Source organism: Variovorax sp. FG153 (genome assembly GCF_057809595.1).
Genome location: NZ_JBMDKG010000002.1, coordinates 342,977 through 366,930, shown reverse-complemented (window position 1 = coordinate 366,930; position 23,954 = coordinate 342,977). Strand labels below are relative to the sequence as shown.

Annotated in this window: 23 protein-coding genes; 12 read left to right on the top strand and 11 right to left on the bottom strand. The window is 70.0% G+C overall.

Features of this window, described 5'->3' with window-relative positions; all coding sequences use genetic code 11:
• Nucleotides 1–8: 8 nt before the first annotated feature.
• Nucleotides 9–1,064, bottom strand: coding sequence for a homoserine kinase (locus ACODT0_RS04910; protein WP_489040748.1), 1,056 nt, complete (start codon nucleotides 1,062–1,064; stop codon nucleotides 9–11).
• A 55-nt stretch (nucleotides 1,065–1,119) separates the two neighbouring features.
• Nucleotides 1,120–1,491, bottom strand: a complete 372-nt coding sequence (locus ACODT0_RS04905; RefSeq protein ID WP_057589489.1) for a hypothetical protein — start codon at nucleotides 1,489–1,491, stop codon at nucleotides 1,120–1,122.
• 107 nt (nucleotides 1,492–1,598) lie between these two features.
• Between ACODT0_RS04905 and polA the strand changes: the two genes are divergently transcribed.
• The 4 genes from polA to ACODT0_RS04885 all read left to right on the top strand — a co-directional run bounded on the left by polA (nucleotide 1,599) and on the right by ACODT0_RS04885 (nucleotide 7,802).
• The gene (gene polA, locus ACODT0_RS04900; protein WP_489040747.1) at nucleotides 1,599–4,421 is read left to right on the top strand and encodes a DNA polymerase I; all 2,823 of its coding nucleotides are present in this window, start codon (nucleotides 1,599–1,601) and stop codon (nucleotides 4,419–4,421) included.
• Nucleotides 4,418–5,518, top strand: a complete 1,101-nt coding sequence (locus tag ACODT0_RS04895) for an Lcl C-terminal domain-containing protein (protein WP_489040746.1) — start codon at nucleotides 4,418–4,420, stop codon at nucleotides 5,516–5,518. The genes polA and ACODT0_RS04895 overlap by 4 nt, the downstream gene beginning before the upstream one ends.
• Nucleotides 5,519–5,590: 72 nt before the next feature.
• Nucleotides 5,591–6,889 (top strand): M20/M25/M40 family metallo-hydrolase, encoded by a 1,299-nt coding sequence (locus ACODT0_RS04890; RefSeq protein WP_489040745.1) that lies wholly within the window; start codon nucleotides 5,591–5,593, stop codon nucleotides 6,887–6,889.
• 7 nt (nucleotides 6,890–6,896) lie between these two features.
• A complete protein-coding gene (locus tag ACODT0_RS04885; protein ID WP_261208191.1) occupies nucleotides 6,897–7,802 on the top strand; it encodes a LysR family transcriptional regulator in 906 nt (301 codons plus the stop codon).
• A 128-nt stretch (nucleotides 7,803–7,930) separates the two neighbouring features.
• On the opposite strand, the gene ACODT0_RS04880 is transcribed toward ACODT0_RS04885, so the two are convergent.
• The 3 genes from ACODT0_RS04880 to ACODT0_RS04870 all read right to left on the bottom strand — a co-directional run bounded on the left by ACODT0_RS04880 (nucleotide 7,931) and on the right by ACODT0_RS04870 (nucleotide 10,718).
• Complete coding sequence (locus ACODT0_RS04880) at nucleotides 7,931–9,151, bottom strand: D-amino acid dehydrogenase (RefSeq protein ID WP_489040782.1); 1,221 nt, start codon at nucleotides 9,149–9,151, stop codon at nucleotides 7,931–7,933.
• Between the two features lie 134 nt (nucleotides 9,152–9,285).
• Nucleotides 9,286–9,939 (bottom strand): GDSL-type esterase/lipase family protein, encoded by a 654-nt coding sequence (locus ACODT0_RS04875; RefSeq protein ID WP_489040744.1) that lies wholly within the window; start codon nucleotides 9,937–9,939, stop codon nucleotides 9,286–9,288.
• Nucleotides 9,936–10,718 (bottom strand): SGNH/GDSL hydrolase family protein, encoded by a 783-nt coding sequence (locus ACODT0_RS04870; RefSeq protein WP_489040743.1) that lies wholly within the window; start codon nucleotides 10,716–10,718, stop codon nucleotides 9,936–9,938. The genes ACODT0_RS04875 and ACODT0_RS04870 overlap by 4 nt, the downstream gene beginning before the upstream one ends.
• Before the next feature lie 172 nt (nucleotides 10,719–10,890).
• Here ACODT0_RS04870 and ACODT0_RS04865 point away from each other — a divergent pair, with 172 nt between their 5' ends.
• The 5 genes from ACODT0_RS04865 to ACODT0_RS04845 all read left to right on the top strand — a co-directional run bounded on the left by ACODT0_RS04865 (nucleotide 10,891) and on the right by ACODT0_RS04845 (nucleotide 15,066).
• Nucleotides 10,891–11,778, top strand: coding sequence for a transporter substrate-binding domain-containing protein (locus ACODT0_RS04865; protein ID WP_057589497.1), 888 nt, complete (start codon nucleotides 10,891–10,893; stop codon nucleotides 11,776–11,778).
• Nucleotides 11,779–11,803: 25 nt separating this feature from the next.
• Nucleotides 11,804–12,547 carry an aspartate/glutamate racemase family protein gene (locus ACODT0_RS04860; protein ID WP_296730382.1) on the top strand — a complete coding sequence of 248 codons (744 nt, stop codon included), beginning with the start codon at nucleotides 11,804–11,806 and terminating at the stop codon, nucleotides 12,545–12,547.
• 142 nt (nucleotides 12,548–12,689) lie between these two features.
• Nucleotides 12,690–13,601, top strand: a complete 912-nt coding sequence (locus ACODT0_RS04855) for a dienelactone hydrolase family protein (RefSeq protein ID WP_057589499.1) — start codon at nucleotides 12,690–12,692, stop codon at nucleotides 13,599–13,601.
• Nucleotides 13,602–13,725: 124 nt separating this feature from the next.
• A complete protein-coding gene (locus ACODT0_RS04850; RefSeq protein ID WP_489040741.1) occupies nucleotides 13,726–14,703 on the top strand; it encodes a ZIP family metal transporter in 978 nt (325 codons plus the stop codon).
• 129 nt (nucleotides 14,704–14,832) lie between these two features.
• Entirely contained in the window at nucleotides 14,833–15,066 is a 234-nt protein-coding gene (locus tag ACODT0_RS04845; protein WP_172705367.1) for a hypothetical protein, read from the top strand.
• Nucleotides 15,067–15,091: 25 nt separating this feature from the next.
• On the opposite strand, the gene ACODT0_RS04840 is transcribed toward ACODT0_RS04845, so the two are convergent.
• The gene (locus ACODT0_RS04840) at nucleotides 15,092–16,024 is read right to left on the bottom strand and encodes a LysR family transcriptional regulator (RefSeq protein WP_413764181.1); all 933 of its coding nucleotides are present in this window, start codon (nucleotides 16,022–16,024) and stop codon (nucleotides 15,092–15,094) included.
• Between the two features lie 95 nt (nucleotides 16,025–16,119).
• Between ACODT0_RS04840 and ACODT0_RS04835 the strand changes: the two genes are divergently transcribed.
• The 3 genes from ACODT0_RS04835 to ACODT0_RS04825 all read left to right on the top strand — a co-directional run bounded on the left by ACODT0_RS04835 (nucleotide 16,120) and on the right by ACODT0_RS04825 (nucleotide 18,490).
• Nucleotides 16,120–16,914 (top strand): SDR family NAD(P)-dependent oxidoreductase, encoded by a 795-nt coding sequence (locus ACODT0_RS04835; protein ID WP_261208160.1) that lies wholly within the window; start codon nucleotides 16,120–16,122, stop codon nucleotides 16,912–16,914.
• A gap of 110 nt (nucleotides 16,915–17,024) precedes the next feature.
• On the top strand, nucleotides 17,025–17,936 hold the full coding sequence (locus tag ACODT0_RS04830; RefSeq protein ID WP_489040740.1) for a Bug family tripartite tricarboxylate transporter substrate binding protein: 912 nt from the start codon (nucleotides 17,025–17,027) through the stop codon (nucleotides 17,934–17,936).
• Between the two features lie 29 nt (nucleotides 17,937–17,965).
• Nucleotides 17,966–18,490, top strand: a complete 525-nt coding sequence (locus tag ACODT0_RS04825; RefSeq protein ID WP_489040739.1) for a carboxymuconolactone decarboxylase family protein — start codon at nucleotides 17,966–17,968, stop codon at nucleotides 18,488–18,490.
• A gap of 15 nt (nucleotides 18,491–18,505) precedes the next feature.
• Here ACODT0_RS04825 and ACODT0_RS04820 read toward each other — a convergent pair whose 3' ends face one another.
• From ACODT0_RS04820 to ACODT0_RS04800, 5 genes are read right to left on the bottom strand one after another with little or no spacing between them, the layout of a single operon-like run.
• Entirely contained in the window at nucleotides 18,506–19,957 is a 1,452-nt protein-coding gene (locus ACODT0_RS04820) for an N-acyl-D-amino-acid deacylase family protein (RefSeq protein ID WP_413764177.1), read from the bottom strand.
• A gap of 34 nt (nucleotides 19,958–19,991) precedes the next feature.
• Complete coding sequence (locus tag ACODT0_RS04815) at nucleotides 19,992–20,987, bottom strand: ABC transporter ATP-binding protein (RefSeq protein ID WP_489040738.1); 996 nt, start codon at nucleotides 20,985–20,987, stop codon at nucleotides 19,992–19,994.
• On the bottom strand, nucleotides 20,984–22,042 hold the full coding sequence (locus ACODT0_RS04810; RefSeq protein WP_296730360.1) for an ABC transporter ATP-binding protein: 1,059 nt from the start codon (nucleotides 22,040–22,042) through the stop codon (nucleotides 20,984–20,986). Before ACODT0_RS04810 ends, ACODT0_RS04815 begins: the two co-directional genes overlap by 4 nt.
• Nucleotides 22,043–22,055: 13 nt before the next feature.
• On the bottom strand, nucleotides 22,056–22,979 hold the full coding sequence (locus tag ACODT0_RS04805) for an ABC transporter permease (RefSeq protein ID WP_296730358.1): 924 nt from the start codon (nucleotides 22,977–22,979) through the stop codon (nucleotides 22,056–22,058).
• Nucleotides 22,980–22,987: 8 nt separating this feature from the next.
• The gene (locus ACODT0_RS04800; protein ID WP_479671928.1) at nucleotides 22,988–23,923 is read right to left on the bottom strand and encodes an ABC transporter permease; all 936 of its coding nucleotides are present in this window, start codon (nucleotides 23,921–23,923) and stop codon (nucleotides 22,988–22,990) included.
• Nucleotides 23,924–23,954: the final 31 nt, after the last annotated feature.

Below are 23,954 nucleotides of genomic sequence, written 5' to 3'. Positions count from 1 at the left end.
GGTACGGGTCAGGCGGTCACGGGCTCGAGGGCGCGGGCCATGACGTGCGGGTGCCGCACGCGCTCGCGCAGCACGCGCTCGAAGTGCGTCGGGTCGTGGGGCTTGAGCATGCTGGCCTCGCGCGGCAGGTGGAAGTCCCAGAGGCGGGAGATCCAGAAGCGCAGCGCCGCGGCGCGCAGCATCGCGGGCAGCAGAGCGCGTTCCGAGGCGTTGAGCGGGCGCACGCCCTCGTAGGCGGCGAGCAGCGCGTCGGCACGCTCCTCGTCGTGGCGGCCGCTCGGCAGGTCGATGGCCCAGTCGTTGAGGCACACGGCGAGGTCGAACAGCCAGGTGTCGGTGCCCGCGAAGTAGAAGTCGAACACGCCGGTCAGGCGCGGGGCGGCACCTTCCTCATGGCCGGTCTCGAACATCGCGTTGTCGCGGAACAGGTCGGCATGCACCGGCCCGCGCGGCAGGGCCGCATAGGCCGAGGACTCGGCCACGTGGTTCTGGTAGGCCAGTTCGCCGCGCAGCAGCGCCGACTGGGCCTCGTCGATGTGGGGCAGCACCACCGGCACGGTGTCGTTCCACCAGGGCAGGCCGCGCAGGTTGGGCTGGATGCGCGGGAAGTCGCGTCCCGCCAGATGCATGCGCGCCAGCAGCGCGCCGAGTTCGGCGCAGTGCGCGGGGCCCGGCGCGAGCTCGCTGCGGCCCGCGAGCTTGCGCACCAGCGCGGCCGGCTTGCCCGCCACCTCGAGCAGCAGCTCGCAGGGCGCGTTGGCCGGCACCGACAACGGATGCGCGTCCTGGGCGGCTATCGGCTGCACGGCCGGATCGGCCACCGGCTCGGGCACCGGCAGGCCGCGCGCGGCCAGGTGCTTCATCAGGCAAAGATAGTAGGGGAGCTGCTCGGCGCTCAGGCGCTCGAACAGCGTGAGAACGTACTCGCCCGACTCGGTGGTGGCGAAGTAGTTGGTGTTCTCGATGCCGCCCTCGATGCCGCGCAGTTCGCGCAGGGGGCCCAGGCCGAGGCGCTGCACGAGCGCGTCGGCCTCGCCGAATTCGACTTCGGTAAAGACTGCCATGGAAAGCGCCCTCAGCGCGGTTGGGATGCGGCTGCCGCTGCGATGCGTCGCACGGTCAGAACTTCATGACGTTCCAGACCCGGGGCGAGGTGCCCGCGGGGCCGTCGGCCGCGTTGGGACGCGCGCCGGACGGATCGTTCGGCAGCACCTGGTAGCCGGGCATGTTGGCCTTGGGCGTCACGTTGATGCTCTGGGTGCGGCCGCCGTAGCGGACCTCGTCGACCGAGGCGCCGCTGTCCTCGGTGTGCAGGTGCTCGATCTTCTGGTTGCGTCGGGCGTCGGACTGCTGCTCCTGATTCTGTAGCGAAGGGTCCGCTGCAGCCGGCGCGGCCGCGGGCGCGTTCTGCGCTTGCACGGCGGCGAAGGGGGTGGCGAGGGCCAGCGCCAGCAGGAGGCGGCGGGCAACCAGGAGTGTGGAGTCGGGCATGCACGGATTGTAGGCGGCGCGCCGTACCGGGGTTGTCGTCGCAGGCCTCGCGGCGGCGTGGTCCGCAAGGACATTCGGGCGGCCATGGAGGCAGGCAAAATGCCCCGATGACCGACAAGAAAACGCTGCTGCTCGTCGATGGATCGAGCTACCTCTATCGCGCCTTCCACGCCATGCCCGACCTGCGGGCCGTGCCCGGCGATCCGAAGAGCCCGGCCACGGGCGCGATCCGGGGCATGATCAACATGATGACGGCGCTGCGGCGCGAGGTGCGCGCCGACTACGCGGCCTGCATCTTCGATGCCCCCGGCAAGACCTTCCGCGACGACTGGTATCCCGAGTACAAGGCCAACCGCTCGCCGATGCCCGACGACCTGCGCAGCCAGATCGACCCCATCCACGAGGTGGTCAAGCTGCTGGGCTGGCCGGTGCTCAGCGTGCCCGACGTGGAGGCCGACGACGTGATCGGCACGCTCGCCAAGGTGGCGGCCGCGCAGGGCGTCGAGGTGATCGTCTCCAGCGGCGACAAGGACCTGAGCCAGCTGGTCGACGAGCACATCACCATCATCGACACGATGAACGGCAAGAAGCGCGACGTGGCCGGCGTCACGGCCGAGTTCGGCGTGCCGCCGAACCTGATGGTCGACTACCAGACGCTGGTGGGCGACTCGGTCGACAACGTGCCCGGCGTCGAGAAGGTCGGCCCCAAGACGGCCGCCAAGTGGCTGCTCGAATACGGCTCGCTCGACGCGCTGATCGAGCGCGCGGCCGAGGTCAAGGGCGCCGCCGGCGAGAACCTGCGCAAGGCGCTCGGGCAATTGCCGTTGAGCCGCAGGCTCGTCACGATCCGCACCGACTGCGACCTGGCCGGGCACGTCGAGGGCCTGCCCTCGCTCGAAGGCCTGCCCGTGGGCGCGCCGCAGACCGGCGAGCTCAAGCCCTTCTACGAGAAGTTCGGCTTCAAGAGCCTGGTGAAGTCGCTCGAGGCGCAGGAGGTGCCGCCCGAGCTGATCGAGGAGAACATCAAGAAGCAGAAGTCCAAGGGCGGCGCCGCGAGCACCGACCAGGGCGGCCTGTTCGACGAGAGCACCGAGCTCGGCGCGCTCGAGGCCGCCGCGCCCGCGAGCAACCTGCAATACGACACCGTCTTCACCTGGGAGCAGTTCGACACCTGGCTCGCGCGCCTCGAGGCCGCCGAGCTCACGGCCATCGACACCGAGACCACCTCGCTCGACGAGATGGTGGCGCAGATCGTCGGCATCAGCTTCAGCGTGAAGCCCGGCGAGGCGGCCTACATACCGCTCACGCACAACTATCCCGACGCGCCCGCGCAGCTGCCGATCGACGAGGTGCTCGCCAGGCTCAAGCCCTGGCTCGAGAACGGCGCGAAGAAGAAGCTCGGCCAGCACATCAAGTACGACCGCCACGTGTTCGCCAACCACGGCATCGAGGTGCAGGGCTACGCGCACGACACCATGCTGCAGAGCTACGTGCTCGAGGTCCACAAGCCGCACGGCCTCGCCAGCCTGGCCGAGCGCCACCTGGGCCGCAGCGGCATTTCCTACGAGGACCTCTGCGGCAAGGGTGCGCACCAGATTCCGTTCAGCCAGGTCGACATCGCCAAGGCCGCCGAGTATTCGTGCGAGGACAGCGACCAGACGCTCGACGTGCACGGCACGCTGTGGCCGCAGCTCGAAACCAACGAGAAGCTGCGCTTCATCTACCAGCTCGAGATGGATTCGAGCGAGGCGCTCTACCGCATCGAGCGCAACGGCGTGCTGATCGACAGCGCCACCCTGGCCGCGCAGAGCCACGAACTCGGCACGCGCATCATGGCGCTCGAGCAGGAGGCCTACGACATCGCGGGCCAGCCCTTCAACCTCGGTTCGCCCAAGCAGATCGGCGAGATCTTCTTCACCAAGCTCGGCCTGCCGGTGGTCAAGAAGACGCCGAGCGGCGCGCCCAGCACCGACGAGGAAGTGCTCGAGAAGCTGGCGGAGGACTATCCGCTGCCCGCCAAGATCCTCGAGCACCGCGGCCTCTCGAAGCTCAAGGGCACCTACACCGACAAGCTCGGCCAGCTCGCCAATCCGCGCACCGGCCGCGTGCACACGCACTACGCGCAGGCCGTGGCCGTCACCGGGCGCCTGTCGAGCAACGACCCCAACCTGCAGAACATCCCGATCCGCACGCCCGAAGGCCGGCGCGTGCGCGAGGCCTTCGTGGCACCCGCGGGCAGCGTGATCGCGAGCGCCGACTACTCGCAGATCGAGCTGCGCATCATGGCCCACATCAGCGGCGACGCATCGCTGCTGCGCGCCTTCACCGAGGGCATCGACGTGCACCGCGCCACCGCGGCCGAGGTGTTCGGCTCCACGCCCGACCAGGTGTCGAGCGAGCAGCGCCGCTATGCCAAGGTCATCAACTTCGGCCTGATCTACGGCATGAGCAGCTTCGGCCTGGCGAAGAACCTCGGCATCGAGACCAAGGCCGCGGCCTCCTACATCGAGCGCTACTTCGCGCGCTACCCGGGCGTGAAGGCCTACATGGACGAGACCAAGGCCTCGGCCAAGGAGCAGGGCTATGTCGAGACCGTGTTCGGTCGGCGCCTGTACCTGCCCGAGATCAACTCGCCCAACGGTCCGCGCCGCGGCGGCGCCGAGCGCGCGGCCATCAACGCGCCGATGCAGGGCACGGCGGCCGACCTGATCAAGCTCAGCATGGTCAAGGTGCAGGACGTGCTCGACGCCGAGAAGCGCGGCACGAAGATGATCATGCAGGTGCACGACGAACTGGTGTTCGAGGTGCCGGAGGCCGAGGTCGAATGGGTGCGCACCGAGATCCCGCGCATCATGGCCAGCGTGGCCGATCTCAAGGTACCGCTGCTGGCCGAGATCGGCGTGGGACCGAACTGGGACAAGGCGCATTGAGCCTGGCGCGGGCCCTCGCCGCGGCGGCCATCCTCGCCGCATGGATCGCGGTGCCCGCGGCCGCGCAGCCCGCGCTTTCCAAGGTGCCGCCCACCGGCGTACGCACCTGCCTGGGCTTGACGAAGGAAGGCTGGCCCACGCCCCAGGCCTGCGCCGACGCCGGGCCGCTGGCCCTGGTTCCCAAGCAGGACGGCCGGCAGGGCGCGGGTCCGCTGGCCTACGAGGCCGTGCCGGGCCAGCCGAGAACAGCCTGCGTGCGCGACCGCGTGTCGGGCCTGGTCTGGGAAGGCAAGCGCGACAACGGCCGGCCCACCGACGTCATGGCCTACGTGGCGCAGGTCAACGCGAGCCGGCTGTGCGGCTACGCCGACTGGCGCCTGCCCACCGTGGCCGAGCTGCATGGCCTGGTCGACCTGGGCAAGGAACGCGTGCCCGAGGTGCGCCCCGACAGGCCGCTGGCCGAGCAGTCGGTCATCGACGCGCGCTGGTTTCCGAACACCGTGCCGGCCATCTACCTGAGCTCCGACATGCGCGATCCGGTGAGCCCGTGGTGCGTGAACTTCGCGAACGGCTTCGTCTACGACTGCGACCCCGACATGAGCCGCGAGCCGCCGCTCTTCGTGCGCCTGGTGCGCGGCCCCGAGGCGCCGAAGTCCGGCCGCTGGCGCGAGCTGCCCGACGAGCGCGGCGTGCCCGGCGGCGCGGTCGAGGACCGCCACACCGGCCTGGTGTGGCGCCGCTGCGAGGAGCCGCAGACCTGGAACGGCAAGCGCTGCACCTGGAGCGCGAAGCGCTACGACTACGTGCAGGCCCTGCAGCGCGCCGGCGAGCAGGCCGGCTGGCGCCTGCCCACCATCAAGGAAATCGACAGCCTCGCGCGGCGAGAGGCCGATCGCTTCGAGCTGCCCCCATCGGACTTTCCGGCGCAGGGCAAGGAGGCATTGCGCGCGGGCCAGTGGTCTTCCACCGTCTGCAACTCGAGCCCCGAGACATCGACGGCCCGCGCATCGATCAGCGCCTGGGTGCTGAGCCGCGAGGGCGCCATCTACTGCGAGGCACGCATCATGCATCTCGGCGTACGGCTCGTGCGCGAATGAGAGGGTCGCATCGCGACGGCGCCCGTGCTTGAATCCGCCATTCGACCGTCATCATCGTCAGGAGACCAGAACATGCATTTCCACCCCTCCCGCTTCTTCGCGCGCGCACTGCTGCCGATGCTGCTGGCCGGCGCGGCCGTCACGGCCGCCGCCGCGCCCGACGCGCGCATCGCCGAGCTCGCCGCCGCGCAGAAGCAGCCGCTGCTCGATTCGCTCTCGCAACTGGTGGCCATCGAGTCCGGCAGCCGCGACCTCGAGGGCCTGGAAAAGATCTCCGACCTGATCGCGTCGAAGCTCAAGGCGCTCGGCGGCGAGGTCGAGCTGATCGACCCGAGCGCCGAGGCCTACCGCATGGAGGACACGCCCGAGAAGATCGGCCGCGTGGTGCGCGCCACCTTCAAGGGCACGGGCACGAAGAAGATCATGCTGATCGCCCACATGGACACGGTCTACACCATCGGCATGCTCAACAGGCAGCCGTTCCGCGTCGAGGGCGACAAGGCCTACGGCCTGGGCATCGCCGACGACAAGCAGGGCGTGGCCGTCATCCTCCATGCGGTGGCGATGCTGCAGGCGCTCAAGTTCAAGGAGTACGGCACGCTCACGGTGCTGATCAACGGCGACGAGGAGATCAGCTCGCCCGGCTCGCGCGCGCTGCTCACGCGCCTGGGCGGCGAGCACGACGCGGTGCTCTCCTTCGAGGGCGCCTCGGTCAAGGACGACAAGCTCTCGCTGGCCACCGCCGGCATCGCCTCGGTCACGCTCAACGTGAGCGGCAAGGCCTCGCATGCGGGCTCGGCGCCCGAGCTCGGCGTGAACGCGCTCTACGAGCTGTCGCACCAGATCCTGCAGATGCGCGACCTGTCCGACCCGGCCACCGGCCTCAAGATGAACTGGACCATCTCGAAGTCGGGCAGCAACCGCAACGTGATCCCCGCCTCGGCCACCGCGGGCGCCGACGTGCGCGTGCTCAAGGTCGCCGACTACGACCGCATCGAGCAGCAGGTCAACGAGCGCGTGAAGAAGCAGCTGATTCCCGAGGCCAAGGTCGAGCTCAAGTTCGAGCGCCGCCGTCCGCCGCTCGAGGCCACCGATGCCGCGCGCGCGCTCGCCAGGCATGCCCAGGCGATCTACAAGGACGAGCTCGGCCGCCCGCTGGGCGCCGACGACAAGGCCGCCGGCGGCGGCACCGACGCGGCCTTCGCCTCGCTCAAGACCAAGGCGCCGGTGATCGAGCGCTTCGGCCTGCAGGGCTTCGGCGCGCATTCGGCCGATGCCGAGTACGTGCTGATCGATTCCATCGAGCCGCGGCTGTACCTGGCCACGCGCATGGTGATGGACATCGCGCGCGGCAAGACCAGCGTGCGCTGATCCCGCCATGCGGCTGCGCCACATCGAGGTCTTCAACGCCATCATGCTCACGGGCAGCGTGAGCGCGGCGGCACGGCTCATCAACATCACGCAGCCGGCCGTGAGCCGCACGCTGCAGCATGCCGAGCTGCAGCTGGGCTTTCCGCTGTTCCAGCGCGCCAAGGGGCGGCTCACGCCGACCACCGAGGCGCTCACGCTGTACCCGCACATCGAGCGGCTGTTCGCGCAGCTCGACGAGGTGCAGCGGCTCGCGGCCAACCTGCGCGCGGGCGCCGACACCGGCGAGCTGCGCATCCTCAGCGTGCTGGCGCTGAGCTACGAGATCCTGCCGCGCGCGCTCAAGGCCTTCCGCGAGAAGCATCCGGGCTACGCGATCAGCGTGGAGTCGCTGCATTCGCCGCAGATCATGTCGGCGCTGCTGCTGCAGGAGGCCGACGTCGGCTTCGCGTTCAGCCCGGCCGTGCATCCCTCGCTCACGCAGGACACGGTGGCCGACAGCCGCATGGTCTGCATCGCGCCCAAGGGCATGCTGCCGCGCATGCTGGTGCGCAACGGCTCGGTGGCGCTGCACGACCTGGCCGAGCGGCCGGTGATCGGCCTCGACAGCCGCGACCCCGTGGGCACCAGCCTGAGCCAGGCCTGCCGCCAGGCCGGCGTGGGCTTCCAGCAGGCGGTGGTCACGGTGCAGACCTACCACGCGGCACTGGCGATGGCGCACCACGGCCTGGGCGTGGCGCTGGTCGACGGCTGCACCGCACGCTCGGCCGACAAGGCCAAGGTCGATGTGCTCATGCTCGAGCCGCACATCCCGGTGCCGATCCGCGCGCTGCGCTTCACGGGCCGGCCCGATTCGGTGGCGGTGCGCGGCATCACGCGCTGCATGCAGCAGGCGATCGTGGAGGCGGGGGTTTAGCGGAATCGGGAGCGGACAGCCGAACGCAGAGGGCGCGAAGGTTTCGCAGAAGTCGCAGAAGGAACAGCCGGAAAAATGGATGTTTCTTCTGCGACTTCTGCGCTTCTTGGTTTGCCTTCTGCGTTCGGCTATCCGATCCCGTGTTCGAGTGCGGCAGCGATGCGTCCCGCCGACCCGAAGGCCAGCGTGAAGCCCAGCGCGCCGTGGCCGGTGTTGAACAGCATGTTCGAGGGCGCGCCCTCGAGCCGGCCGACGATCGGCAGGCCCGTGGGCGTGGCCGGGCGCATGCCGGTCCAGGGATGCAGCTCGGCCAGCCGGCTCGCGCGCGGGAACACGGCGCGCGTGGCCTCGGCCAGGGTGTCGATGCGCGTCGCGGGAATGCTCGCGTCGTGCCCCACGAGTTCGGCCATGCCCGCCACGCGCAGGCGCGAGCCGATGCGCGCGAACACCACCTTGCGCGCGCTGTCGGTCACGTTCACGGTCGGCGCCGCGCCGGGCGCCGGATCGACGTCGAGCGTGATGCTGTAGCCCTTGAGCGGATAGACCGGCAGGTAGGCGCCGAGCGCGCGCCCGAGCTTGTGCGAGGCTGTGCCCAGCGCCATCACGTAGGCATCGGCCTCGATGTCGCCCGCGGCCGTGCGCACCGCGGCGATGCGCCCGCCGGCCTGCGCGAAGCCGCGGGCCTCGGTGCCGAGCTCGAAGCGCACGCCGCGCGCGCGCAGCACCCGCATCAGCTCGGCGCAGACCTTGAGGCAGTCGGCAGCGCATTCGCTGGGGGTGTAGACCGCGCCCGCGATGCCGCGCGCGTAGTCGGCGAGCGCGGGCTCGATCGCCACGCATTCGTCGGGGCGCACGATGCGCTGTTCGCTGCCCATGGTGCGCTGCAGTTCGAGCTGGGCGCGCGCGCCGGCCAGCGCGGCCTCGCTCGCATACAGCACCAGCTTGCCGGTGGCCGAGAAGTCGCAGTCGGGCGCGGCATCGGCCCGCATGGCCTCGAAGCCGGCGCGGCTCTCGGCCGCGAGCGCCAGCAGTTTTTCGGTGGTGTCGCGCGAGGTGCGCGCGTTGCAGGCCGCGAGGAAGGCCAGGCCCCAGCGCCATTGCAGCGGATCGAGCTGCGGGCGCAGCTTGAGCGGCGAAGTCGGCGAGAGCAGCAGCTTCGGCAGCTGCCGCCAGATCGCGGGATCGGCCAGCGGCTGCACGTACGAGTAGCTGAGCTGCGCGCCGTTGCCGCCGCTCGCGCCCGCGCCGGGGGCCGCGCGATCGACGACGCTGACCTGGTGGCCCTGGCGTTCGAGTTGCCAGGCGGTGGCCAGGCCCACGATGCCGGCGCCGAGCACGCACACATGCATGAGGGGCAACTTTCGGGAACGAAGAGGGAAGGGGTGAGCCTCGACTGTAGGCGTGCCGCCGTCGGCGCGGAAATGCAAAAAGAGGCGTGGCCCATAGCCAAAGGGCATGACCCCTGTCGCCGCCGTCCCCGGACTCAGTGGCCGCGCGCCGCGCACTCGGGCGCGGCCGTGTCGAGCACCTCGACCAGCCGCGCGATCAGTCGCGCGGTGTAGGGCGGGCGCGGATGCAGGCCGTCGGCCTGAATGTCGGCCGGATCGGCCGCGACCGACCCCCAGTCGGCGAACAGCGCGCCGGTCTCCGCGGCGACGCGGCGCATGGTCGCGTCGTGCGCGTCGCGCAGCGCGATCGGATGGCCGGGCGCCTGGCGCGTGAGGCCCGTCAGCACCACGCCGCGGCCCTCGGCCTGCGCGAGGCCCACCATCGTGCGCAGCGGGTATTCGATCTGCCAGCCGCGCATCGCGTCGTTGATGCCGCGCTGCAGCACCACGAAGCGCGTGGTCAGCCGCACGCGCGGGAAGGCGGTGGCACGCAGCGTGGCGGTCGAGCCGGCCACCGAGTTGTCGACCACCGCATAGGCCGGCCGCAGGCGCATCAGCAGCGCGGCGCCGCCGTCGAACATGATCGAGTCGCCCTCGAGCGTGACCGAGCAGTCGGGGCGCGGCGGAGGCACCGGTGCGGCGGGCGCGCGGCCGCCCCGCGCATCGCGGCCGCAGCCGGACAGCGCGAGCGCGCAGGCGCAGGCCAGCGCTGCGCGGCGCCAGGTGGGAAGCGAGGAGGGTCTTGTCATGGCGAAGGCTCGGGAAGAATTCGGTCGGCGCGCGCGAGGGGCCCTTGCGCGCACTCGGGCGCCGCGGCATCGAGCACGGCCACCAGCCGCTCGACCAGCCGCGCGGAATAGGGCGTGCCGGGATGGATCCAGTCGGCCATGTCCTCGGGCCGGCCCTCGACCGCGCCCCAGTCGGCGAACAGCGCGCCGCGCGAACGCGCCACCTCGCGCGCGGTGGCGTCGTAGGCATCGCGGCGGCGCACCTTGCGCGCGCCGAACTGGCGCGCGAGACCGGTCACGACCGGCACGCGGCCCTCGGCCTGCACGCGCTCGACCATGCGCCCCAGCGGCGGCGCGAGGGCGGTGGCGTTCTGGGCGTCGTTGATGCCGTGCTGCAGCACCACGAAGCGCGTGCTGCGCCGCTCGGCGGCGAAGGGCCGTGCCCGCAGCGCGGCGGTGAGGGCGGGCACCGAGTTGTCGACCACCGTGTAGGCGGGCCGCAGCCGGTGCAGCAGTGCGGCCGGCGTCTCGGGCAGGCGCGGGCCGGGCACGAAGCCGCCGTACAGGATCGAGTCGCCCTCGAGCGTGACCGAGCAGCCCGCGCGCTCGGCCGGCGTGGCCGCGACCAGCGGGGGTTCGGGCATCGGCGGCGCGGCTTCGGTGTCCGCCGGCGGGCCCAGGCCGCTGCCGGCGCCGCCGCCGCAGGCCGCCAGCGCGAGCAGCCATGCGGCGCAGCCCGCCAGCGCGAGGGAGCGCGGGCCTGGCCGCGGCGGGTTCGGGTCGGTCTTCGAGGTGGACATCACCCCGTTGCCGAGCGAACGCCCCGATACCGCAACGCGGCTTCAGGAAACGGGCGGGGTTTTCCCTCCCCATAACCTTTGGGTATGGCCCAGGCCGCTATTGGAATTGCCGCCTTGAGTCACTCTTTCTTACACTGGGCCTCCTGTTCAACCTCCCTCGAAGAAGGCACGCATGAAACTCTCCGCATTGATGGCCGCCGCCGCCACGGTCCTGCTCGCTGCCACCGGCGCCCAGGCCGCCGACACGCTGGCCAAGATCGCCGAGTCCGGCAAGATCACGCTGGCCTACCGCGAGTCGTCGGTACCGTTCAGCTACCTCGACGGTCCCAACAAGCCCATCGGCTTCGCGGTCGAGATGTCGAACGCCGTGGTCGAGGCGGTGAAGAAGAAGCTCAACAAGCCGAACCTGCAGGTGCAGCTGATGGCCGTGACCTCGCAGAACCGCATCCCGCTGATCACCAACGGCACGGTCGATCTCGAGTGCGGTTCCACCACCAACAACACCGCGCGCGGCAAGGACGTGTCCTTCGCGGTCAACCACTTCTACACGGGCACGCGCCTCTTGGTGAAGAAGTCCTCGAAGATCAAGGACTACGCCGACCTCGCGAAGAAGACCGTGGCCAGCACCACCGGCACCACCAACGCGCTGGTCATGCGCAAGTACAACACCGAGAAGAACCTCGATATGAACATCGTGCTCGGCAAGGACCACGCCGACGCCTTCCTGCTGGTGGAGAGCGACCGCGCCGTCGCCTTCGCGATGGACGACATCCTGCTGTTCGGCCTGATCGCCAACTCGAAGAACCCGGCCGACTACGAGGTGGTGGGCGAGTCGCTGCAGGTCGAGCCCTACGCCTGCATGCTGCCCAAGGACGACCCGGCCTTCAAGAAGCTGGTCGACGACACCTTCATCGGCATGATGAAGAGCGGCGAGTTCGAGAAGCTCTACACCAAGTGGTTCATGTCGCCGATCCCGCCGAAGAACCTGCCGCTGAACCTGCCGATGAGCCCGCAGCTCAAGGAGAACCTCAAGGAATTCAGCGACAAGCCGGCGACCTGAGCACGCCGCGATCGGACGCAAGGACATGGTCTCCACGCAGGTCGTAGGCATCCTGGGCGGCATGGGCCCGGCCGCGGGCGCCGACTTCGTGCGGCTGTTCGTGCAGGCCTGCGCGCAGCAGATGCGTGCGCGCGGCGAGCCGGTGCGCGACCAGTCCTTCCCCGAGCACTGGCTCGCGCAGGTGCCGGTGCCCGACCGCACCGGCGCATTGCTGTCGAGCGCCGAGAACGGCGCGCACCAGCCGCTCGAGCCGATGCTGCAGGCGCTGGGCCGGCTGGCCGCGCTCGGCAGCCGCACGGTGGCGATCGCCTGCAACACCGCCCATGCCTGGCATGCGCGGCTGCAGGAGCGCTTTCCGCAGGTCGAGCTGCTGCACATGGCGCGCGAGACCGCGCAGCACCTCGCGGCGCAGGGCGCGGGCGAGGTGGCGCTGATGGCCACCGAAGGCACCTACCGCATCGGTCTCTACGAGCAGGCGCTGGCCGAGGCCGGCCTGGGCTGCCACGTGCCGAGCGAGGACGAGCGCCGCACCATCGCGCGCGGCATCTTCGAGGGCGTGAAGGCCGGCGACATGGCGCTGGCCGAGCGCTGCTTCTCCGAGGTCGCGCTGCGGCTGGCCGAGCGCCACGGGCCGGTCACCATCATCATGGGCTGCACCGAGGTGCCGCTGGGGCTCGCGGGCTCGCCGGCGGTGGCGGGGCTGCGGCTGGTCGATCCGGCGCAGGTGCTGGCGGCGGCGCTGGCGCGCCGGGCCTACGAACCGCGCTGAGCGGCGCCGGGCCGCCCGCACGGGGACAACAACCCCGCGCGGACAGAGGACGGGCCGTTATCGCCTACATTGCGGCGTGCGTTTTTCCGCATCTGCCCCGCACTCCCCCTTGTCCGACGATCCCTCACCTGGAGCCCTCCTCATGCCCCAATTCGACGACCGCCGTTCCGACCTGCAATCCGACTTCGATTCGCTGCGCCCCGGCGACAGCACCGAGCAGGGCGCGACGCGGCGCACCGCGCTCAAGGCCGCCATCGGCGTGGGCTATGCCGCCGCCGTCATGCCGGTGATGGCGCAGACCGCCATCAGCACCCCGGCCGACGGCCTCAAGGCCGGCCCGATCAAGTACACGGTCAACGGCTTCGAGGTGCCGGCCTATGCCGCGGCGCCGGCCAACAAGACCGGCCTGCCGGTGATCCTGGTGGTGCAGGAGATCTTCGGCGTGCACGAATACATCGCCGACACCTGCCGCCGCTTCGCCAAGCTCGGCTACCTCGCCATCGCGCCCGAGCTCTATGCGCGCCAGGGCGATCCGCGCGGCTACACCGACATTCCCAAGCTGCAGGCCGACATCGTGAGCAAGGTGCCCGACGCGCAGGTGCTGGCCGACCTCGACGGCGCGCTGCAGTACGCCGCGGCCAACGGCGGCGACACCTCCAAGGCCGGCATCACCGGCTTCTGCTGGGGCGGCCGCATCACCTGGCTCTACGCCGCCACCGGCAAGGTCAAGGCCGGCGTCGCCTGGTACGGCCGGCTGGTCGGCCAGGCCAGCGACCTGACCCCGAAGCACCCGGTCGACATCGCCGCCAGCCTGCAGGCGCCGGTGCTCGGCCTGTACGGCGGAAAAGACCAGGGCATCCCCCTTGACACCGTTGATAAGATGAAATCGGCCCTGGCAAATGGCTCTCCGGCTGCCAAGGCGTCGAGCTTCGTCGTGTATCCCGAAGCAGGCCATGCGTTCCATGCCGACTACCGTCCCAGCTACGTCAAGAGCGCGGCCGACGACGGATGGCAGCGAGCCACCGCCTGGTTCAAAGCCAACGGCGTCGCCTGAGCGATCAGCGCCCAGGACGACCCCAGAGCCAGCTTCCGCCGAAGGCCGTCCCCGCAAGGGGCGGCCTTTTTGCTTTTAATGAATGGAACTGGGCGCATCGGGCGTCCTTATTGCGTAAGCAGCTATGAACTTGATAGTGATCATCTTGGCGACCCTGGTCGCCGGCATTGGCAGCGTGTGGCTCGCGGCGCTGCTGTTGCGCGTGGGCGTGCGCAGCGGCTCGGGCGGCGTGAATCCGCAGCACCTGCTGAGCCTGGCGGCGGGCGCGCTGCTCGCCACCGCCTTCATGCACCTGTTGCCCGAGGCCTTCGAAAGCCGCATCGAGCCCGCGCTGCTGTTCGCCGTGCTGCTGTTCGGCGTGGTGTTCTTCTTCCTGCTCGACAAGGCCGAGCTGTGGCACCACGGGCACGAGCACCATCACGGCGGCGACACCGCCGGGCAGCCGGCGCAGCTCGGCCCCATCTACGACAACCACGGCCACCACGATCACGCGCACGGCCACGACCATGCGCACCACGGCCACGACCACGGCCCGCGCGCCGGCGGCTGGGCCGTGCTCACCGGCGACAGCGTGCACTGCTTCGGCGACGGCATCCTGATCGCCTCGGCCTTCATCGCCGACCTGCGCCTGGGCCTGGTCGCCGCCCTCGCGGTGCTCGCGCACGAGGTGCCGCACCACATCGGCGACCTCGTGGTGCTGCGCCAGAGCTCGGCCAACCAGCGCGCCGCGCTCGTGAAGGTGTCGCTGGCCGGCACCATGACCATGCTCGGCGGCATCGCGGGCTGGTGGCTGGTCGACCAGCTGCATGGCTGGCTGCCGTACTTCCTCGTGCTGGCCGGCAGCAGCTTCGTCTACGTCGCGCTGGCCGACCTGATCCCGCAGCTGCAGAAGCGCCTGCCGATGCGCCAGACCCTCGGGCAGATCGCCTGGCTGATCGCGGGCATCGCGCTGGTCACGGGCGTGAGCCGGCTCGCGCACAGCGGCGAGCACGGCCACGACCACGGGCACGACCACGCCGCGCATGCGCACGAGCAAGGGCACGACCACGCGCACGAAGGCGAGGCCAAGTCAGCGGCGAACAAGGACGCGGCGAAGAACTGATCGTTTGCACAGGTGCGGGCGCGGGCGATACCTCCGGTCACCCGCGCCGACTTCCGGATGACGCGAAATCGGCGCAACATAGGGGCCTGCTTCGTCCTGCCATCCGTGAGAAAACGTGAGGAAACGACCATGACCACCCGTGCCGCCGCCACCAGCGCGCGCCCCGCGCCGATCCCCGAGGAAGTCGACGAGGACCTCGATGCCGACGGCCTGCCCGAGGACGACTTCGATGCCATCGACGCCGAGGCCGCCGATTCCCTGTCCGAGGAAACCGGCATCGACCTCACCGATGCCAGCGAGCTCGATGCCGACAACGTGCCGGCCGACGAGGAATTCGATCGCGTGATGAACGCGCCCGACTGAGGGCGCCTCTCCCGGGGCCCGCTCGCTAGGCCGATGCGGGATGCAGCCAGCCCTGGTGCTTCTCCATCAAGGCGCCCACCACCTTGCGGATCTCCTCCATCGCCGCCCGCGCGATCGCCGACGTGCCGCCCTGCCTGCGCGTGACCATCCCGACCGAGCGCAGCGGCCCGTCTGAAATCGACGAGATCTTCATTCCCCGCAGGCTCACCATCGGCATCATGCCCAGATAGGGCAGCACGGCGACGCCCAGCCCTTCCTTGAGGAAGCCCGCGATCGTGCCGACCTGGTCGAGCTGCATCTTCGGCCGGAACTCCACGCCCCGCTGCAGGAAGGCGGCGCTGATGTAGCGCATCGCGGTGCTGGCGTCGGTCATGCTGATGACCGGCAGCCGCAGCAGTTCGTCGAGCATGACCTCGTCGGCGATGCGCTTGCGCCAGGCGCCGCACGACAGCAGCACGAACTGGTCGCGCAGCAGTTCCTCGTATTGCAGCTCCGGGTGCGAGGGCATGACGGACGCCAGCGCGAAATCCACCTGGTAGTTCAGCAGCCGCTGGATGCTCGCGCTGTTGGAGCAGTCGTGGATGGCGATGCGCGGCTGCGCGAAGCGCCGCTCGAGCGCGCCGCAGGTGGCGGGAAGGATCACGCTGGCCAGCGACGGCAGCGAGGCGATGCTCAGTTGCTGCGCCTCCTGCTCGGCCGATGTGCGCATGCGTTCGAGGCCGCTGTCGAATTCCCCGATCACGCTGCGCGCCATGCTGGCCAGCCGCGTGCCGCTCGCGGTGAGATGCACGCTGCGCGTGGTGCGCTCGAACAGCACCAGGCCCAGCGCCTCCTCGAGATCGCGGATCGCCTTGCTCAGCGAGGGCTGGGTCATGAACAGCTGCTCCGCGGTCTTGCTGAAGTTCAGCGATTCGCTGAGCGCGAGGAACAGGCGCAACTGGCGCGGGGAGATATTCATTCCTTGATTCTATAAATCGATAGATAGAAAGAATTTCAAAGATAAATCGGATCTTCCTACGATCGCCCCATACGCAAATCGAAGGAGACGACAAGGTGCTGGATCTGAAGGGAAAAGTCGCGCTGGTCATGGGCTGCGGCGCCGTGGCCGATGGCTGGGGCAATGGGCGCGCCACCGCGGTGCTGCTCGCGCGGCAGGGCGCGAAGGTGTTCGGCACCGACCTCGTGCTGGCCAACGCCGAGGCCACGCGTGCCCTGGTCGTGGCCGAGGGCGGCGAGGCCGAGGTCCAGGCCTGCGATGCCACCCAGTCCGCGCAGGTCGAGCAGGCGGTGGCCGCCTGCATCCAGCGCTTCGGGCGCATCGACATCCTGGTCAACAACGTCGGCGTCTCGCAGCCCGGCGGCCCCGTCGACATGGACGAGGCGGTGTGGGACGCGCAGATCCAGGTCAACCTCAAGAGCGCGTTCCTCGGCTGCAAGCACGTCATCCCGCACATGCGCGCGCAGGGCGGCGGCGCCATCGTCAGCGTGGCGTCCGTGGCCGGCCTGCGCTACATAGGCAAGCCGCAGGTCGCCTACGCCGCGGCCAAGGCGGGGCTGCTGCAGTTCACGCACACCTCGGCCGTCATCCATGCGCCCGAAGGCATCCGGCTCAACTGCGTGGTGCCGGGGCTGATGCACACGCCGCTCATCGAAGGGCTGGCGGCGAAGTACGCGAAGGGCGACACGCAAGGCTTCATCGACCACCGCAACAACCAGGTGCCCATGAAGCACATGGGCACCGGCTGGGACACGGCGCACGCGGTGCTGTTCCTCGTGGCGGACGAAAGCCGCTACGTGACCGGCACCGAGATCGTCGTCGACGGCGGCCTGGTCGCGGCCACGCGCTGACGGCCCGTTCCCTTCCCATCGCTTCCCCCAAAAACCAGGAGACATACATGCTCGAGACCGGGCGACGACTTCTATTGGCTTGCGCAGTCGCGACGGCCGCGGCTGCACTGATGCCGGCCGCCCATGCGCAGGGCTATCCCCGCCAGCCCATCCGCCTCATCGTGCCCTTCGCCCCGGGCGGCGCGGTCGACCAGACGGCGCGCATCATCGGCAACACCCTGGGCGAGAAGCTGGGCCAGACTCTGGTGATCGACAACAAGCCCGGCGCCAGCGGCTCGCTGGGCGCGGGCGACCTGCATCGCGCCAAGCCCGATGGCTACACCCTCATGCTCGCGCTCGATTCGCAGGCGGTGAACCACCTCACGGTGAAGAACCTGCCCTTCGACACCTTCAAGGACTTCGACTACCTGAGCCTGCTCGTCACCACGCCGCAGGTGCTGGTCACGCGCAACGACCTGCCGGCGAAGAACTTCGACGAGCTGGTGGCGTACCTCAAGGCCAACCCCAAGAGTTCCTACGGCTCCGCGGGCACCGCCTCGGCCGGGCACGTGAACAGCGCGCAGCTCTCGCTGGCCAAGGGGCTGCGCACCGAGCACGTGCCCTACAAGGGCGCGGGCCCGCTGCTCACCGACATGCTCGGCGGCCACATCGACTACGCGTTCGCGGGCCTGTCGGTGATGCTGCCGCAGATCAAGGCCGGCAAGGTCCGGGCGCTGGCCGTGAGCTCGCCGCGGCGCTCGGCGATGCTGCCCGACGTGCCGGCGATGAACGAGCTGATCCCGGGTTTCGAATACCCCACCTGGATCGGCATCGTCGCGCCGCCGGGGATGCCGGCCGAGGTGCGCCAGAAGATCCTCAAGGCCGTGCGCGAGACGATGCACGATCCGCAGGTGGAGAAGCGCTTCGCCGAGAACGCCTACGACATCGTGAACGGCACGCCCGAGCAGTTCGCGCAGCGCGTGAAAAGAGACGCCGAAGTCATGGACGACCTTGTCAAGCGCAGGATCGTCACCAGCGACTGAACCCGATCCCCGAAGAAAGGAACACACCCATGGCCCGGATCCCTTACGCGGACAGCCAGAACCCCGCCGTCAAGCCGCTCGCGGACCGCATCGTCGCCGAGCGCGGCGAGGTGCTGCATCTCTATCGCATGCTGCTCAACAGCCCGCCCGTGGCCGAAGGCTGGCTCACCTATCTGACCGCGATCCGGCAGAAGTCGTCGCTGTCCGGCGCGATCCGCGAGATGGTCATCATGCGCGTGGCGCAGCTCAACCACGCGCCCTACGAAGCGGACCAGCACGCGCCGATCGCGCTGAAGGAAGGCATGTCGCAGCCGCAGCTCGATGCGCTGGCGGACTGGGCGCAAAGCGACCTGTTCAGCGAACGCGAGCGCGCGGTGCTGGCCTATGCCGACGCCATGACGCTCCACGTGCAGGTGCCCGATGCGATCTTCGCCGCGGTGTCGGCGCAGTTCGAGCCGCAGCAGCTGGTGGAACTCACGGCGACGGTCGCGGCCTACAACATGGTCTCGCGCTTCCTCGAAGCGCTGCAGATCCATTCGCACGACGCGCGTTGAGAGCTGCCCCCGGCGTCAGCTCGTCTGCCGCACGATCACCTGCCCGTTGCGCGCACCGCTGTGCGCGCCATCGCGCCAGGTCAGGGCGCCATTCACGATCACTGCCTCGATGCCTTCGGCCGCCTGTGTCGGCTCCTGGTAGTTCGCGGTGTCGCGCACGGTCTTCGCATCGAACACCACCACGTCCGCGTGGTGGCCGGGCTTGAGCGTGCCGCGCTCGTGCAGGCCGAAATTGCGTGCCGTGAGGCCGGTCATCTTCCACACGGCGGTCTCGAGCGGGAACAGGCCGACGTCGCGGCTGTAGTGGCCCAGCACGCGCGGGAAGGTGCCCCACAGCCGTGGGTGCGGCTTCTCGCCGAGCGGAATGCCGTCGGAGCCGATCATGGTCTCGTCGAAGGCGAGGATGCGCTGCACGTCGTCCTCGTCCATCATGAAATAGATCGCGCTGCCGGGCTGCAGCCGCTTCGCAGCCTCCTCGCCCGACACGCCCCAGTCGGCCGCGATGTCCTTCAGGTCGCGGCCCGCGCACTCGGGATGCGGCACGCTCGAGGCGATCAGCACGCGGCCGTCCATCATGCCGCGGTCGGTGCGGATCATGGTCGAGCCGGCCGTGTAGGGATAGCAGTCGAGGCCGATGCACTGGTGCTTCATCGCCTCCTGGATGAAGGGCAGCGTGACCTTGGTCTTGCCGTGGTTCTGCACGTTCTGCACCTTGTGGTGCGACACCACCACCGGGATGTCGAGCGCGCGGCCGATGGCGAAGGTCTCCTCGAGCGATTCCATCACCCGGTCGGCCTCGTCGCGCATGTGGGTCACGTAGAGCGCCTTGCGCGCCGTGAGCGGGCGCCCCACCTCGATGATCTCCTCGGTCGTGGCCTTCACCGCGGGCGGGTAGAAGGTACCGGTCGACAGGCCGATGGCACCGGCCTGCATCGCTTCCTCGACCAGCGCCTGCATCGCCGCGATCTCGCTCGCGGTGGCTGGGCGGTCGAGGTCGGCCATGGTCACGGCGCGCAGCGTCGAGTGGCCCACCATCGCCGCCACGTTGACCGAGGAGGGCGTGGCGCGCAGCGCATCGAGGTAGGCCGCGAAGGTGGTGAAGCGGCCCTCGACCGGCGAGTCGAGCAGGCTCAGCGGCATCGGCAGGTCCATGTCCTCGCGCAGCGGCGCGGCGCTGATGCCGCAGTTGCCCGCGATCACCGTGGTCACGCCCTGCGACACCTTGAACGGCATCTGCGCCTGCGACAGCACCGCCTGGTCGTCGTGCGTGTGCGAGTCGATGAAGCCCGGCGCCACGATGCGGCCCGTGGCGTCGAGCACCTGGTCGGCCGTGTGGCCGTCGAGCTGGCCGATGGCGGCGATGCGTCCGCCCGAGATGGCCACGTCGGCCTCGAAGCGCGGCGCCTTGGTGCCGTCGATCACGGTGCCGCCGCGGATCAGCAGGTCGTGGTGGGTGGGGTTCGACATCGCGTTTTTTCCTTCGTCTGTTGTGAGTGCGTGTTCAGCGGAAATGGCAGGCCACCAGATGGCCCTCGGCCTCGCGCGGCGTGAGCACGGGCTGCTGTTCCTTGCACACCGCCTGCGCCATCGGGCAACGGGTGTGGAAGCGGCAGCCCGAGGGCGGGTTCGCGGGGCTCGGCGGATCGCCCTGCAGCAGCATCCGTTTGGCAGGCGTGCGCGGGTTGGGCACCGGCACCGCCGACAGCAGGATCTCGGTGTACGGGTGGCGCGGCGCCGAGAACAGCGTGTCGCGGTCCGCGATCTCGACGATGTGGCCCAGGTACATCACGGCCACGCGGTGGCTGATGTGGCGCACCACCGCGAGGTCGTGCGCGACGAACAGGTAGGCGATGCCGAACTCGGCCTGCAGGTCCATCAGCAGGTTCACCACCTGCGCCTGCACCGACACGTCGAGCGCCGACACCGGCTCGTCGCAGACGATCAGCTTGGGCTGCAGTGCCAGTGCGCGCGCGATGCCCAGCCGCTGGCGCTGCCCGCCCGAGAACTCGTGCGGATACTTCTTCGCCGCCTCGGGCCGCAGGCCCACGCGCGAGAACAGCCAGCGCACGCGCTCCTCGCGCGCGGCCGCGTCGGCCCCGCCGAAGTTACGCAGCGGCTCGGCCACGATCTCGCCCGCGGTCAGGCGCGGGTTGAGCGAGGCGTAGGGGTCCTGGAAGATGATCTGCAGGTCGCGCCGGCGCTGGCGCATCTGCGAGGGCGACAGTCCCACCAGTTCCTCGCCGTCGAGCTGCACCGAGCCTGCGCTCGGCTCCACCAGCCGCAGCACCGACTTCGCGGTGGTCGTCTTGCCGCAGCCCGATTCGCCGACCAGCGCGAGCGTCTCGCCGCGCGCCACCGAGAACGACACGCCATCGACCGCCTGGATCGGGGGCCGCGCCGGCCGCAGCCAGCGCTTGGGCGAAACATAGTGCTTGCGCAGCTCGTGCACGCGCAACAGCGGCGCGGCATTGGCTGTCGTTGTCGTCGTCGTGCTCATGCGGCCACCTCCTGTTCGACCGAAGCCGTGGCCCAGCCTTCCTGCACCGCGAAGCAGGCCACCACGTGGCCGCCGTCGGCGTCGTTCGCATCGCCCTGGCGCGTGAGCCGCGGCGTCTCGTGCCGGCAGCGTTCGCGCGCCGAGGCGCAGCGCGCCGCGAAGGCGCAGCCGCGGCCCAGTTCGTGCGCCGCCGGCACCAGCCCCGGGATCTCGGTGAGCCGCGTGCTCGCGGTGTTCATCGCGGGCATCGAGGCCATCAGCGCGCGCGTGTAGGGATGCAGCGGCCGGTCGAACAGCTCGACCACCTCGGCTTCCTCCACTTTCTTGCCCGCGTACATCACGACCACGCGGTCGCAGCTCTCGGCCACCACGCCCAGGTCGTGCGTGATCATCACCACGCCCATGCCCAGCTCCTTCTGCAGCCGTTTGATGAGGTCGAGGATCTGCGCCTGGATCGTCACGTCGAGCGCGGTCGTGGGCTCGTCGGCGATCAGCACCTCGGGGTTGCAGGCCAGGGCCAGCGCGATCATCACGCGCTGGCGCATGCCGCCCGAGAGCTGGTGCGGGTACTCGTTCACGCGCCGCTCGGGCTCGGGGATCTGCACCAGCCGCAGCATCTCGACCGCGCGCTGCAGCGCCTCGGCGCGGCTGGCCTTCTGGTGCAGCTGCACCGTCTCGGCGATCTGCCGGCCCACGGTCAGCACCGGGTTCAGCGAGGTCATCGGCTCCTGGAAGATCATCGAGATGCGGTTGCCGCGGATCTGGCGCATCTCGCGCTCGCTCAGCTGCATCAGGTCGGTGCCGCGCAGCCGCACCGCGCCCGCGTGGTGGCCCGGCGGCGTGGGCACCAGCCGCAGGATCGACAGCGCGGTCACGCTCTTGCCGCAGCCCGATTCGCCGACCACGCCGAGCGTGCGGCCGGCGCGCACGGTGTACGACACGCCGTCGACCGAGCGCACCACGCCGGCCAGCGTGTGGAAGTGGGTGCGCAGCGCGTCGACCTCGAGCAGCGGCTCGCCGGTCGCGAGCGCGACGCGGGACAGGGGAGTGGTCATGGGGCGTCGTCCCTCAGAGTTGGCGCGCCAGGCGCGGATCGAGCGCATCGCGCAGCCCGTCGCCCACGAGGTTGATCGCGAGCACCGTGGCCGCGAGCAAGAGGCCCGGGTACAGGATGATGTGGAAGGCCACGGCGACGAAGTTGCGCCCCTCGGCCATCATGTTGCCCCAGCTCGGCGTCTGCGCGGGCACGCCCACGCCGAGGAAAGACAGCGCCGCCTCGGTCAGCACCGCGGCCGCCGCGACGAAGGTCGACTGCACGATCAGCGGCGCCACCATGTTGGGCAGCACGTGGCGCCACAGGATGGTCGGCAGCCGCGTGCCCACCGCATGCGCGGCCTCCACGAACAGCTGCTCGCGCAAGGTGAGCGCCAGCGAGCGCACCAGCCGCACCACGCGCGGTATCTCGGGAATGGTGATGGCCACGATCACCGTCGTGAGGCTGGCGCGCGTGACCGCCATCAGCGCGATCGCCAGCAGGATGCCGGGGATCGCCATCAGCCCGTCCATCACGCGCATCACGAAGCCGTCGATGCGGCGCACGAAGCCCGCCAGCAGCCCCAGCACGATGCCGAAGACGGTGGCCAGCACGGCGACCGAGGCGCCGACGATCATCGACACCTGGCCGCCCCACACCGCGCGGCTGAACACGTCGCGGCCCAGCGCGTCGGTGCCGAACCAGTGCTCGGCCGAGGGCGGCTGCATGCGCGCCAGCGGGTCGATGTCCTGCGGATCGTGGGTGGCGATCCAGGGCGCGGCGATCGACAGCGCGGCCACCGCCAGCAGCAGCAGCAGGCCGACGATCAGCGTCGGGTGCTTGCGCAGCCAGCGGAAGCGTGGCGGGACGAAGGGCACGATGTCGGCCTCGGCGCTGGCCGAAGTGTTGGCCGAAGTTGGGGGCGTGTCGCTGTCGCTCATGGGGAGTACGGTGGACATGGCGCGGTTCAGTACTGGATGCGCGGATCGAAGAAGCGGTAGCTCAGGTCGATCAGCAGGTTGATCAGCACGTACACGCCGGCCGACAGCAGCAGCACGCTCTGGATCACGGGATAGTCGTGGCGCTGCACCGAATCGATGACCAGCCGGCCCACGCCGGGGATCGCGAACACGGTCTCGGTGACCACCACGCCGCCGATCAGCAGCGCGATGCCCACGCCCACCGTGGTGGCGATCGGGATCGCCGCGTTGCGCAGCGCATGCCCGAGCACCGGCAGCACGCCCAGGCCCTTGGCGCGCGCGGTGCGGATGTAGTCCTCGTGCAGCACCTCGAGCACGGTGGCGCGCGTCATGCGCGTCACCAGCGCGATGTAGACCAGCGCCAGGTTCACGCACGGCAGCACCAGCCCCAGCAGCCAGTCGGCCGGGCTCTGGCCGAAGCGCACGTAGCCCTGCACCGGAAACCACGGCAGCTGGATCGCGAAGGCGTAGATCAGCAGGTAGCCGACCAGGAACACCGGCACCGAGAAGGCCAGCACCGCGAACAGCATCACCAGCCGGTCGATCCAGGTGCCGGCGCGGTAGGCCGCGAGCGTGCCCAGCGGCACCGCCACCACCAGCGTGATCCCCATGGTGAGCAGCGCGATCGACACCGTGGGCTCGAGCCGCTGCCCGAGCAGTTGCGACACCGGCACCTGCGTGAAGATCGAGGTGCCGAGGTCGCCGGTGGCGAGCCGGCCGAGCCACAGCGCGAACTGCTGCCACAGCGGCAGGTTGAGGCCGAGCGCGGCGCGCAGCTTCTCGATGTCCTCGCCGGTGGCGAGGTCGCCCGCGATCAGCGCGGCCGGATCGCCGGGCGACAGGTGGATCAGCAGGAACACCACCACGGCGACCACCGCCATGACCGGGAGCGTCGAGAGGAACCGACGGAGGATGTAGCCCATGGCTTCGAGGTTCTCGTGGCTGGGGTGAAGG

Bases quoted from the DNA above. Each gene is read 5' to 3' on its own strand.
- ACODT0_RS04910 (WP_489040748.1), bottom strand. From the start codon at position 1,064: ATGGCAGTCTTTACCGAAGTCGAATTCGGCGAGGCCGACGCGCTCGTG.
- ACODT0_RS04905 (WP_057589489.1), bottom strand. From the start codon at position 1,491: ATGCCCGACTCCACACTCCTGGTTGCCCGCCGCCTCCTGCTGGCGCTG.
- polA (WP_489040747.1), top strand. From the start codon at position 1,599: ATGACCGACAAGAAAACGCTGCTGCTCGTCGATGGATCGAGCTACCTC.
- ACODT0_RS04890 (WP_489040745.1), top strand. From the start codon at position 5,591: ATGCATTTCCACCCCTCCCGCTTCTTCGCGCGCGCACTGCTGCCGATG.
- ACODT0_RS04885 (WP_261208191.1), top strand. From the start codon at position 6,897: ATGCGGCTGCGCCACATCGAGGTCTTCAACGCCATCATGCTCACGGGC.
- ACODT0_RS04880 (WP_489040782.1), bottom strand. From the start codon at position 9,151: ATGCATGTGTGCGTGCTCGGCGCCGGCATCGTGGGCCTGGCCACCGCC.
- ACODT0_RS04875 (WP_489040744.1), bottom strand. From the start codon at position 9,939: ATGACAAGACCCTCCTCGCTTCCCACCTGGCGCCGCGCAGCGCTGGCC.
- ACODT0_RS04870 (WP_489040743.1), bottom strand. From the start codon at position 10,718: ATGTCCACCTCGAAGACCGACCCGAACCCGCCGCGGCCAGGCCCGCGC.
- ACODT0_RS04865 (WP_057589497.1), top strand. From the start codon at position 10,891: ATGAAACTCTCCGCATTGATGGCCGCCGCCGCCACGGTCCTGCTCGCT.
- ACODT0_RS04860 (WP_296730382.1), top strand. From the start codon at position 11,804: ATGGTCTCCACGCAGGTCGTAGGCATCCTGGGCGGCATGGGCCCGGCC.
- ACODT0_RS04855 (WP_057589499.1), top strand. From the start codon at position 12,690: ATGCCCCAATTCGACGACCGCCGTTCCGACCTGCAATCCGACTTCGAT.
- ACODT0_RS04850 (WP_489040741.1), top strand. From the start codon at position 13,726: ATGAACTTGATAGTGATCATCTTGGCGACCCTGGTCGCCGGCATTGGC.
- ACODT0_RS04845 (WP_172705367.1), top strand. From the start codon at position 14,833: ATGACCACCCGTGCCGCCGCCACCAGCGCGCGCCCCGCGCCGATCCCC.
- ACODT0_RS04840 (WP_413764181.1), bottom strand. From the start codon at position 16,024: ATGAATATCTCCCCGCGCCAGTTGCGCCTGTTCCTCGCGCTCAGCGAA.
- ACODT0_RS04830 (WP_489040740.1), top strand. From the start codon at position 17,025: ATGCCGGCCGCCCATGCGCAGGGCTATCCCCGCCAGCCCATCCGCCTC.
- ACODT0_RS04825 (WP_489040739.1), top strand. From the start codon at position 17,966: ATGGCCCGGATCCCTTACGCGGACAGCCAGAACCCCGCCGTCAAGCCG.
- ACODT0_RS04820 (WP_413764177.1), bottom strand. From the start codon at position 19,957: ATGTCGAACCCCACCCACCACGACCTGCTGATCCGCGGCGGCACCGTG.
- ACODT0_RS04815 (WP_489040738.1), bottom strand. From the start codon at position 20,987: ATGAGCACGACGACGACAACGACAGCCAATGCCGCGCCGCTGTTGCGC.
- ACODT0_RS04810 (WP_296730360.1), bottom strand. From the start codon at position 22,042: ATGACCACTCCCCTGTCCCGCGTCGCGCTCGCGACCGGCGAGCCGCTG.
- ACODT0_RS04805 (WP_296730358.1), bottom strand. From the start codon at position 22,979: ATGTCCACCGTACTCCCCATGAGCGACAGCGACACGCCCCCAACTTCG.
- ACODT0_RS04800 (WP_479671928.1), bottom strand. From the start codon at position 23,923: ATGGGCTACATCCTCCGTCGGTTCCTCTCGACGCTCCCGGTCATGGCG.